This window comes from Streptomyces muensis, from assembly GCF_021474425.1.
Taxonomy (GTDB): domain Bacteria; phylum Actinomycetota; class Actinomycetes; order Streptomycetales; family Streptomycetaceae; genus Streptomyces; species Streptomyces muensis.
The window spans coordinates 1-10,611 of sequence record NZ_JAKEIP010000274.1; the positions used below are offsets into that span (position 1 = coordinate 1).

Genomic DNA, 10,611 nt, shown 5'->3' on the forward strand with positions numbered 1-10,611 from the left:
GGCGGGGTCTGGCCGGGCGCCTGGGGCGCTGTCGGGGCGGACCACTGGCCGGGGGGCGGCTGGTCCTTGGACCACTTCGGGCCGGAGTCCTGTGGGTCCGTTCCCGGCTGCTGCGCGGGGTCGGGACGGTCTGTGGGCTCGGCAGGGCCGGACGCGCCGGGTTCCTGTCCGTCGGACGCGGCGGATCCGGGCGAGGCCCAGCCCGGCGTGTCTTTCATCGTCGCTCCTTCACGGTGCCCGTCCGCGGTCGCGGCGGCAGGTTGGCTGCCATCGTGCCATGGGGTGGTCGGGGACGTACCGGCCGCGGTATGGGCTGGACACCTTCAATTGTCCGTCGGACAAGGGGCAGACTGACCGCATGGCTGATCAGTACGTGCAATCCGGCGAGGACGGCAGGCCGAAGGAGATTCCGGCGATCCGGTGGGACGAACCACCCGAAGGTCCCGTACTGGTCCTTCTCGATCAGACGAGACTGCCGGCCGAGGAGGTTGAGCTGGTCTGTACGGACGCGCCCGTGCTGGTCGAGGCGATCCGTTCGCTTGCCGTGCGCGGGGCGCCGTTGCTCGGGATCGCAGGGGCGTACGGTGTCGCGCTCGCCGCCGCGCGGGGCTTCGACGTCGATGACGCCGCGGAAGCGCTGGCGGGTGCCCGGCCCACGGCGGTGAACCTCGCCGTGGGCGTGCGCAGGGCTCAGGCCGCGTACCGGGCCGAGCTCGCCAGGAGCGGGGACGCGGAGCGGGCGGCCGCTGCGGCGCTGGGTGCGGCGCGGGCGCTGCACGAGGAGGACGCCGAGGCCAGTGCGCGGATGGCCGCGCGGGGCTTGGCGCTGCTGGACGAGCTGCTGCCCGGCGGTGGTCACCGCGTCCTCACCCACTGCAATACCGGCGCGCTGGTGTCGGGTGGTGAGGGCACGGCGTTCGCGGTGGCGCTCGCGGCGCACCGGGCCGGGCAGCTGCGGCGGCTGTGGGTGGACGAGACGCGGCCGTTGCTGCAAGGGGCCCGTCTGACGGCGTACGAGGCGGCGCGCAACGGCATGGCGTACACCTTGCTCACGGACAACGCGGCGGGTTCCCTGTTCGCGGCAGGCGAGGTGGACGCGGTGCTGATCGGGGCGGACCGGATCGCGGCCGACGGCTCGGTGGCGAACAAGGTGGGGAGTTATCCGCTCGCGGTGCTCGCGCGGTATCACCATGTGCCGTTCATCGTGGTGGCACCGCTGACGACGGTCGATCTGGAGACGGCGGACGGGGCGTCCATCGAGGTGGAGCAGCGTCCGGGGTTCGAGGTGACCGAGATCGCGGCGCCGCAGGTGCCGGTGGCGGGTGGGGAACCGGGGGGCGGGATTCCGGTGGCTCCGCTGGGGACCCAGGCGTACAACCCGGCTTTCGATGTGACCCCGCCCGAGCTGGTGACGGCGATCGTCACCGAGGAGGGGGTCGTGTCGCCTGTGACGGGTGAGGCGCTGGCCGAACTGTGTGCCAGGTCGCGGCAAGTCACGCAGACGTTCTGAGGCGGATACCGGATTCACAGGTCGTGCGGAGTGGGGCAAAGCCCCGCAATCATCACGCCCTGTGATACGGCCGAGGGCAGACAGTGGTGACGGCGTACGACTAAGGTCACTGGCCGGTGACCTATCTCACCTGAGCCTTCGTCACTGTTATGAGAATGGGATGATGTCGTTTATGAAGGGACGAGTCCTTGTCGTCGACGACGACACCGCACTGGCCGAGATGCTCGGCATCGTGCTGCGTGGTGAAGGTTTTGAGCCGTCTTTCGTAGCCGACGGCGACAAGGCGCTGGCCGCGTTCCGGGAGGCCAAGCCCGATCTGGTGCTGCTCGATCTGATGCTGCCCGGTCGGGACGGCATCGAGGTGTGCCGCCTGATCAGGGCCGAGTCCGGGGTACCGATCGTGATGCTGACGGCCAAGAGCGACACCGTCGATGTCGTCGTGGGCCTGGAGTCCGGCGCCGATGACTACATCGTGAAGCCGTTCAAGCCGAAGGAGCTCGTCGCCCGGATCCGGGCGCGGCTGCGGCGGTCCGAGGAGCCGGCGCCCGAGCAGCTCGCCATCGGTGACCTCGTCATCGACGTGGCCGGTCACTCCGTGAAGCGGGACGGGCAGTCGATCGCGCTGACGCCGCTGGAGTTCGATCTGCTGGTCGCGCTGGCCCGCAAGCCGTGGCAGGTGTTCACGCGCGAGGTGCTCCTGGAGCAGGTGTGGGGCTACCGGCACGCGGCCGACACCCGGCTGGTGAACGTGCATGTGCAGCGGCTGCGTTCCAAGGTCGAGAAGGACCCTGAGCGGCCGGAGATCGTGGTGACCGTACGGGGAGTCGGTTACAAGGCAGGGCCGAGCTGACATGTCCCGGGACAGTGCCGCTGCGGCCCCCGGTCGGACCGGGGCCCGTCCGGAGCGGCCTGTCGGCCGGAAGAAGGCGGGCTCCCGCTGGGGACGGTTCCTCGAGGGCGGGCTGCTGCAGGGCGGAGTCCAGGGCAGCCCGGTCCTTCGGCTCGTGCTGCGCTGGGTGCGCCGGCCGCTGCTGCCCGTCATGCGGTTGTGGCGACGCAACATCCAGCTCAAGGTCGTCGTCACCACGCTGCTGATGTCGCTCGGCGTCGTCCTGCTGCTGGGCTTCGTCGTCATCGGGCAGGTGCGCAACGGCCTGCTGGACGCCAAGGTGAAGGCCTCGCAGAGCCAGGCCACCGGCGGGTTCGCGGCGGCCAAGCAGAACGCCGACGAGGCTGCGGCCGGGACCGCCGACGACGGCGCGGCCGGGGACGAACATGCCGAGCAGAACGTCATCCAGTGGATGAGTGACCTCGTCACCTCGCTCTCCAGCGGCGGGCAGGGAGCCTTCGAGGTGGTGACGCTCCCGGCCTCCGCGGGCGGAGACACCGGTGGGCGGGGCCCACGTGCCTCCGGCAGGGTGATCCCGACGGACAGCGTTCCCGAGGACCTGCGCGAGCGGATCGACAGCAACACGGGGGTCTTCCAGAGCTACACGCGCATCGTGTACCACCCCACCGCCCACAAGGATCCCCAGCCGGCCCTGGTCATCGGCAAGCAGGTCAACGACCCCAACAACAACCCGTACCAGCTCTACTACCTCTTCCCGCTCACTCAGGAGGAGAAGTCGCTGAGCCTGGTCAAGGGCACGCTCGCCACCGCCGGGCTGTTCGTCGTCGTCCTCCTCGGGGCCATCGCCTGGCTCGTGGTGCGCCAGGTGGTCACGCCGGTGCGGATGGCGGCAGGGATCGCCGAGCGGCTGTCGGCCGGGCGGCTCCAGGAGCGGATGAAGGTCACCGGCGAGGACGACATCGCGCGGCTCGGCGAGGCCTTCAACAAGATGGCGCAGAACCTCCAGCTGAAGATCCAGCAGTTGGAGGACCTATCGCGGATGCAGCGGCGGTTCGTGTCCGACGTGTCGCACGAGCTGCGGACGCCGCTGACGACCGTACGGATGGCCGCCGACGTCATCCATGAGGCGCGGGAGGACTTCGACCCGGTGACCGCGCGGTCGGCGGAGCTGCTGGCCGACCAGCTGGACCGGTTCGAGTCGCTGCTCGCCGATCTGCTGGAGATCAGCCGGTTCGACGCGGGCGCGGCGGCGCTGGAGGCCGAGCCGATCGACCTCAGGGAGGTCGTGCGGCGCGTGGTCAGCGGGGCCGAGCCGCTCGCGGAGCGCAAGGGCACCCAGATACGCGTCGTCGGCGATCAGCAGCCCATCGTCGCCGAGGCCGACGCCCGCCGCGTCGAGCGCGTGCTGCGCAACCTCGTCGTCAACGCCGTCGAGCACGGCGAGGGCAAGGACGTCGTGGTCAAGCTCGCCTCGGCGGGCGGGGCGGTCGCCGTCGCGGTGCGCGACTACGGCGTCGGGCTCAAGCCCGGTGAGGCGACCCGGGTCTTCAGCCGCTTCTGGCGGGCGGACCCGGCACGCGCGCGTACCACCGGCGGTACGGGGCTGGGGCTGTCCATCGCGCTGGAGGACGCGCGGCTGCACGGCGGCTGGCTCCAGGCGTGGGGCGAGCCGGGCGGCGGTTCGCAGTTCCGGCTCACGCTGCCGCGAACCGCGGACGAGCCGCTGCGGGGCTCGCCGATACCCCTGGAACCCAAGGACTCGCGCCGCAATCGCGGACTTAATGACGCCGGTCTGCCGAGCGGGGGCGGTGAGAAGGTCGCGACGGTGCCGGCTCAGACCTCGGGCGACCAGGTGTCCGTGATGCCGACCAGGGACCCGATCCCGTCGCGGCACGGCGGCGCGGTGCCCAAGGCCGACCCGACGGCGCTGCCCGGCAACGGCGCGCGGGTGGTTCCCCGGCCCGCGTCGGGTGCGCGGCGCCAGGAAGACATAGCCGGGCCGCCCGGTGCGGAAGAGCGTTCGAGCGAGGAAGCCGGGCAGGACGGGGAGTCGAGCAAGCATGGGGAGGCATCGCGTGGGCGCTGACCGCGAGGGGCGCGCGCGGCGCACGCCGGGGCGCACGGTGGCATACGCCGCCTGTGGCGTCGTACTGCTGGCCGGGTGTGCCTCCATGCCCGACAGCGGCGATCTGCGGGGCGTCGAGTCCACGCCACGCCAGGACACGCAGGTGCGGGTCTTCGCCATGCCGCCCCGCGAGGACGCCTCGTCATCGGAGATCGTTTCGGGCTTCCTTGAGGCGCTGACCAGCGACGATCCGGACTACGAGACCGCGCGCAAGTACCTGACCGCCGAGGCCGCGCGCAAGTGGCTGCCCCGGCAGGCCACCACGGTGCTGGCCGACGGGCCCGGCGTCGACGTCGAGCACCTGGGGGGCCGTGAGGAGACCGACAGCCTCTCCTACACACTGACCGGCACCAAGGTCGCCACGGTCGACGCACAGCAGTCGTACGCGCCTGCCGGCGGCGACTACAGCGAGCCGATGCACCTCACCCGGGAGAAGAAGTCGAAGCAGTGGCGCATCGACGTGCCGCCGCGCGGTGTCGTCATGGGCAAGTCGGACTTCCAGCGCAACTACATGTCCGTGGACAAGTACTACTTCGCCACGAACACCCAGCTCGGGACCTCCCCGCACACGGCGGCCGTCGCCGATCCCGTCTTCGTGCGCAGGAACGTGGACCCCATGACGCAGATGGTCCGATCCCTCCTCAAGGGGCCCACCAGCTGGCTCGACCCGGTGGCCAGGACGAGCTTCCCCACCGGTACGGCGCTGAAGAACGACGACACCACGCTGACGCCCAACGACCAGAACAGGCTCACCGTGCCGCTGAACGACAAGGCGGCCCGGGTCGGATTGAGCCAGTGCAACGAGATGGCTGCCCAGCTGCTGTTCACGCTCCAGAACGTGACTCCCACGGTGGACGAGGTCCAGCTGGAGGCGGGGGACAGGCAGCTGTGCGCGCTCAGGGAGGACCAGGCGGAGGAGGTTGCCGCGCGCGGGTCCGTGGAGCGCGCCACCTACCTGTACTTCCTCGATGACAAGCACCGGCTCGTCCGGCTGGCCGCCGCCACCAACGACACGGACCCCGATCCCGTGCCCGGTGCCCTCGGCGAGGGCGAGACGCAGCTGAAGTCGGTGGCGGTGTCGCGTGACGAGGACATGGCTGCCGGGGTCGGCGTGGATGGCAAGAACCTGTACGTCGGGGCGCTGGTGTCCGGCGGTCCGCTCGGCGAGCCGGAGCTGACCAGCGCGGGCCCGTCGGCGGAGGAGCGGCTGACGGCGCCCAGCTGGGACGCCCAGGGTGACCTCTGGGTGGCCGACCGCGATCCCCGCAACCCGCGGCTGCTCCTGCTGAAGGAGGGCGTGGGCGATCCCCTGGTCGTGAAGACGCCGCCTGGGCTGGAGGGGCGCATCGAGTCCGTGCGGGTGGCCGCCGACGGGGTGCGGATCGCGCTCGTGGTGAAGCAGGGCGAGAAGTCGTCGCTGCTCATCGGGCGGATCGAACGCGCCGAGGACGGCAAGGAGGCGGAGCGCTCGGCTGTCTCGGTGCACGAACTGCGATCGGCGACGCCCGAGTTGGAGGAGGTCACGGCCATGTCGTGGGCCGGTGACAGCCGGCTTGTCGTGGTCGGGCGTGAGCAGGGCGGCGTGCAGACGATGCGGTACGTGCAGGTCGACGGTTCCACGCCGGAAGGGCCGGCGCCCGCCGCTCTGAGCGGCGTGAAGGAGATCACCGCCTCCGAGGACGCACGGCTGCCGCTGATCGGCTACTCCGAGGACGGGATCGTGCGGCTGCCCTCCGGGGCGCAGTGGCAGAAGGTCGCGACGGACGGGACGGCGCCGGTCTATCCCGGGTGAGGTCGGCCGGGGTCGGGATCGGGGTGCCTTGCGGTTCGGGGCGGCGTTGGATTCGAGGCGGCGAGTGTGGCGGCTGCTTCTGGCCGGAGGGTGACTCCGGTTGGGGGTGGCCGCCTTTTTGGTGCGTGGAGGTCCGGCGCCTGGTCGTGGGTGGATACGGCCGTCGGGGGACGGGAGTTCGGTTCAGGGGCGGCTGGTGAACCGACTCGGCGGTGGCTGGTGAACCGGCCGGGGTCGCTGTGATCCGGCTCGGCGATGGCTGGTGATCCGGCTTGGCGGTGCGTTGGCATCCGGCTCGGTTCCGGGGCGGGAGCGGCCTGCGTGAGGGGGCCGGAGTTTTCCACAGGGAGTTATCCACAGGGGTGGTCGGTCGGCGCGGGTGTTGGCACAGTGGTGGGCATGCGGGGGTGGTGGCAGGACCTCACCGACCTGGTGCTGCCGGCTGAGTGCGGAGGCTGCGGAAGGCCTCGCACGGTGCTCTGCCCGGAGTGCCGTGCCGTCCTGAGCGGGACCGGACCGAGCCGGGTGCGACCGGTGCCGGAGCCGCCCGGGCTGCCGGTCGTGCACGCGGCGGCGCGGTACGTGGACGAGGCGCGGGCAGTGCTGCTGGCCCACAAGGAGCGCGGCGCGCTGGCACTCGCGGCGCCGCTCGGGACGGCTCTGGCGGGGGCTGTGCGGGCGGGGCTGCGGGAGGCCTGCGCGTACGGCAGCGGAGCGTCGGGGCGGGCTGTGCGGTCCCGGGGCGGTCAGGTACGGGCCGATGGGGCTCGGAGGATCGAGAGTGGTCGTGCGCCTGTGCTGCTGGTGCCGGTTCCGTCGGGTCGTGGGGCGGTGCGGGCGCGGGGGCATGATCCGGCGCGGCGGATCGCGCTGGCGGCCGCGGGTGAGTTGCGGCGGGCCGGGACGCCGGCGCGGGTGCTCGCCGTGCTGCGGCAGGGGCGTGGGGTGGCCGATCAGTCGGGGCTCAACTCCCGGCAGCGGCTGGACAATCTGGCGGGCGCGTTGACGGTGGCTCCCGGTGGAGCACGGCTGCTCGCCGGTGGGGGGCCGGTCGTGCTCGTCGACGACCTGATGACGACGGGCGCGTCTCTGGCCGAGGCGGCGCGTGCCGTGCGGGCGGCCATGGTGGAGGAGGCGCGGGAAAGGAGGGGATACGACAGAACGGCGGGGGAGGTTGACGCGTATGGATGGGTGACCGCGGAGCGCGACGCGTGTGGCCACGGGGCAAGGGGTGACAGGGCAACGGCCGTGTACCCGGCGGGAAGTCGGGAAAGCACAGAGGAACGGACGGCGGGACCGGCGGAGGGCGCCGTGCGGCGGGAAGGGGAGAGGCCGGGAATCATGGGTGCCGGACATGTCTGTGACCTGATCTGCGCGGCCGTGGTCGCTGCTTCGCCGGATTCTTTCGAAATAAACCGGAACTGACTGAGAACTTGCATCGTTGCAGGTAACGAGAGGCTCAATTCACCTGAACGGAGGTACGCCGCAGTAGAGGGTGACGACATCCGTCCGGGCGAGATATGTTCGGTTGTGAGGGAAAGGCGCAGGCCATCCCCGTCATATCCGAATGCCGTGCCGCGGGTTTTGCGCAATCACCTGCGGCCATGGGGTGGAGATCTTGCCCATGGGGGAGGAGGAGGTGGAAGTCACCGAGTCCGAGGTTCCGGGGACTCACCGGAGCCTGGTGCAAAAGGGAGATGCTCCGCCGATGGAGCGGAGCGATCCGGGAACGGAGTTCTGCGTGGACATCGTCGTCAAGGGCCGCAAGACCGAGGTGCCCGAGCGGTTCCGCAAGCACGTGGCCGAGAAGCTGAAGCTGGAGAAGATCCAGAGGCTCGACGCCAAGGTGATCAGCCTCGACGTCGAGGTGTCCAAGGAGCCCAACCCGCGACAGGCCGACCGCAGTGATCGAGTGGAGATCACGCTCCGCTCCCGCGGTCCGGTGATCCGGGCGGAGGCAGCGGCCAGCGATCCGTACGCGGCACTCGACCTCGCGGCGGAGAAGCTGGATGCCCGGCTGCGCAAGCAGCACGACAAGCGTTTCTCGCGCCGAGGCGCACGCCGACTCACGGCGGCCGAGGTCCCCGACCACGTTCCGGGCGCGGCGACGCTGAACGGCAATGGCCACACCTTCCAGGAAGAAGAGACCGACGGCGTCCCCACCAAGAAGATCGGCTCGCTGGAAGTCAAGGGTGAAGGCCCCCTCATCGTGCGCGAGAAGACGCACGTCGCCTCCCCGATGACCCTCGACCAGGCCCTCTACGAGATGGAACTGGTCGGCCACGACTTCTACCTCTTCGTCGACTCCGAGACGAAGGAACCGAGTGTCGTCTACCGGCGGCACGCCTACGACTACGGGGTCATCCACCTCAACACGGACCCGATGGTCACCCAGGCGCAGTCCCCTGCGGCTGGTGGCACGCTGGGCGGCTGACCCACCCGGCTGACAGCTGAGCCGGTGCCCCTGGAGCGCGGTGTGCGCCCCCAGGGGCACCGGTGTGCGACCACTTCGCGCCCCGCTCGTCACCGTAGTGTCGGCCGGGCATGAAATCATGGCCGCACCGGCCCAACCGGTGGGCCGCTGCCTTGGGTTGGCGATGGCAAACGACCAGCCACAGCCTCAGGGGGAGGAACGATGGCGGACAGCTTCGGACCGATGCGGGACGAGGATGCCGACGGCGATGTCGTCGGCATGGGCCCGGACACGGGCTCTCCACGCAAGGAGCCGATCAGAGTCCTCGTCGTGGACGACCACGCCCTGTTCCGCCGTGGACTGGAGATCGTGCTCGCGGCCGAGGAGGACATCCAGGTCGTGGGGGAGGCGGGCGACGGTGCGGAAGCCGTCGACAAGGCCGCTGACCTGCTGCCGGACATCGTTCTGATGGATGTGCGGATGCCCAAGCGGGGCGGGATCGAGGCCTGCACCTCCATCAAGGAGGTGGCCCCCAGCGCGAAGATCATCATGCTGACGATCAGCGACGAGGAGGCCGACCTCTACGACGCGATCAAGGCAGGCGCGACCGGATATCTCCTCAAGGAGATCTCCACGGACGAGGTGGCCACCGCCATTCGCGCGGTGGCCGACGGGCAGTCGCAGATCAGCCCGTCCATGGCATCGAAGCTGCTCACCGAGTTCAAGTCGATGATCCAGCGCACGGACGAGCGGCGGCTCGTGCCCGCGCCTCGGCTGACGGACCGCGAGCTGGAGGTTCTCAAGCTCGTCGCCACGGGGATGAACAACCGGGACATCGCCAAGGAGTTGTTCATCTCCGAGAACACCGTGAAGAACCATGTGCGCAACATCCTGGAGAAGCTGCAGCTGCACTCCAGGATGGAGGCCGTGGTGTACGCGATGCGGGAGAAGATCCTCGAGATCCGGTGACGCGGGCCGTCGCGTGTCACCCCAGGATGCGGCTGAGCTCCTTGGCGAGCGGCTCGCGTAGCTCGGGCGCGTCGACCCGCTCCACTCGTACGTCTGTGCAGTCCACCCAGCTCGCCGCCTCCACCAGGGCCTGGGCGACTGCCGGGACCGCCTTCGGGCCGTTCAGCACGGACTGCTTGGCCACCAGGGTGCGGCCCTCGCGTGCCGGGTCGACGCGGCCGACGAGACGGCCGCCTGACAGGACCGGCATCGCAAAGTAGCCGTAGACCCGCTTCTGCTTGGGGACGTAGGCCTCCAGGCGGTGGGTGAAGCCGAAGATCCGCTCCGTGCGGGCCCGCTCCCAGATCAGGGAGTCGAACGGGGACAGCAGGGTCGTACGGTGGCGGCCGCGCGGGGGTGTCTCCAGGGCCGCGGGGTCGGCCCAGGCCGGTTTGCCCCAGCCCTCGACCGTGACCGGGACCAGGCCCGAGTCGGCGATCACCGCGTCGACCTGTTCGCCCTTGAGACGGTGGTAGTCGGCGATGTCCGCGCGGGTGCCCACCCCGAGGGACTGGCCGGCCAGGCGGACCAGGCGGCGTACGCACTCGGTGTCATCCAGTTCGTCGTGGAGGAGGGCGTCCGGGATGGCGCGTTCGGCGAGGTCGTAGACGCGTTTCCAGCCGCGGCGCTCGACGCAGACCACCTCGCCGTACATCAGGGCGCGTTCTACGGCGACCTTTGTGCCCGACCAGTCCCACCAGTCGCTGGTCTTCTTCGCGCCGCCCAGGTCGGTCGCGGTGAGGGGGCCCTCGGACTGGAGCTGTTTGATCACCTCGGCGTAGGTGCCGTCGGGGAGTTCCTGGTTCCAGTGGGGGCGGTTGCGGTAGGCGCGGCGGCGGAAGGCGAAGTGGGGCCACTCCTCGATGGGGAGGATGCAGGCGGCGTGGGACCAGTACTCGAAGGCGTGGGGGGC

General features: G+C 70.5%; 8 protein-coding genes and 1 pseudogene. 7 read left to right on the forward strand and 2 right to left on the reverse strand.

Going from position 1 to position 10,611, the window contains the following annotated elements; genetic code table 11:
* Nucleotides 1-218: pseudogene (locus tag L0P92_RS37115) on the reverse strand (hypothetical protein); the annotation flags it as partial.
* A gap of 140 nt (nucleotides 219-358) precedes the next feature.
* Between L0P92_RS37115 and mtnA the strand changes: the two are divergent.
* The 7 genes from mtnA to L0P92_RS37150 all read left to right on the forward strand — a co-directional run bounded on the left by mtnA (nucleotide 359) and on the right by L0P92_RS37150 (nucleotide 9,659).
* Nucleotides 359-1,510 carry an S-methyl-5-thioribose-1-phosphate isomerase gene (gene mtnA, locus L0P92_RS37120; RefSeq protein WP_234767473.1) on the forward strand — a complete coding sequence of 384 codons (1,152 nt, stop codon included), beginning with the start codon at nucleotides 359-361 and terminating at the stop codon, nucleotides 1,508-1,510.
* A 160-nt stretch (nucleotides 1,511-1,670) separates the two neighbouring features.
* On the forward strand, nucleotides 1,671-2,360 hold the full coding sequence (gene mtrA, locus L0P92_RS37125) for a two-component system response regulator MtrA (protein ID WP_187283109.1): 690 nt from the start codon (nucleotides 1,671-1,673) through the stop codon (nucleotides 2,358-2,360).
* A 1-nt stretch (nucleotide 2,361) separates the two neighbouring features.
* Nucleotides 2,362-4,446, forward strand: a complete 2,085-nt coding sequence (gene mtrB, locus L0P92_RS37130) for an MtrAB system histidine kinase MtrB (RefSeq protein WP_234767474.1) — start codon at nucleotides 2,362-2,364, stop codon at nucleotides 4,444-4,446.
* The gene (locus tag L0P92_RS37135; RefSeq protein WP_234767475.1) at nucleotides 4,436-6,277 is read left to right on the forward strand and encodes an LpqB family beta-propeller domain-containing protein; all 1,842 of its coding nucleotides are present in this window, start codon (nucleotides 4,436-4,438) and stop codon (nucleotides 6,275-6,277) included. The genes mtrB and L0P92_RS37135 overlap by 11 nt, the downstream gene beginning before the upstream one ends.
* Nucleotides 6,278-6,676: 399 nt before the next feature.
* Nucleotides 6,677-7,702, forward strand: coding sequence for a ComF family protein (locus L0P92_RS37140; protein WP_234767476.1), 1,026 nt, complete (start codon nucleotides 6,677-6,679; stop codon nucleotides 7,700-7,702).
* 316 nt (nucleotides 7,703-8,018) lie between these two features.
* Complete coding sequence (gene hpf, locus L0P92_RS37145) at nucleotides 8,019-8,711, forward strand: ribosome hibernation-promoting factor, HPF/YfiA family (RefSeq protein ID WP_372497391.1); 693 nt, start codon at nucleotides 8,019-8,021, stop codon at nucleotides 8,709-8,711.
* A gap of 201 nt (nucleotides 8,712-8,912) precedes the next feature.
* Nucleotides 8,913-9,659, forward strand: coding sequence for a response regulator (locus tag L0P92_RS37150; protein ID WP_030951627.1), 747 nt, complete (start codon nucleotides 8,913-8,915; stop codon nucleotides 9,657-9,659).
* Nucleotides 9,660-9,675: 16 nt separating this feature from the next.
* Here L0P92_RS37150 and L0P92_RS37155 read toward each other — a convergent pair.
* Nucleotides 9,676-10,611 (reverse strand): winged helix-turn-helix domain-containing protein (locus tag L0P92_RS37155; RefSeq protein ID WP_234767478.1); only part of this gene is annotated, 936 nt, incomplete at its 5' end.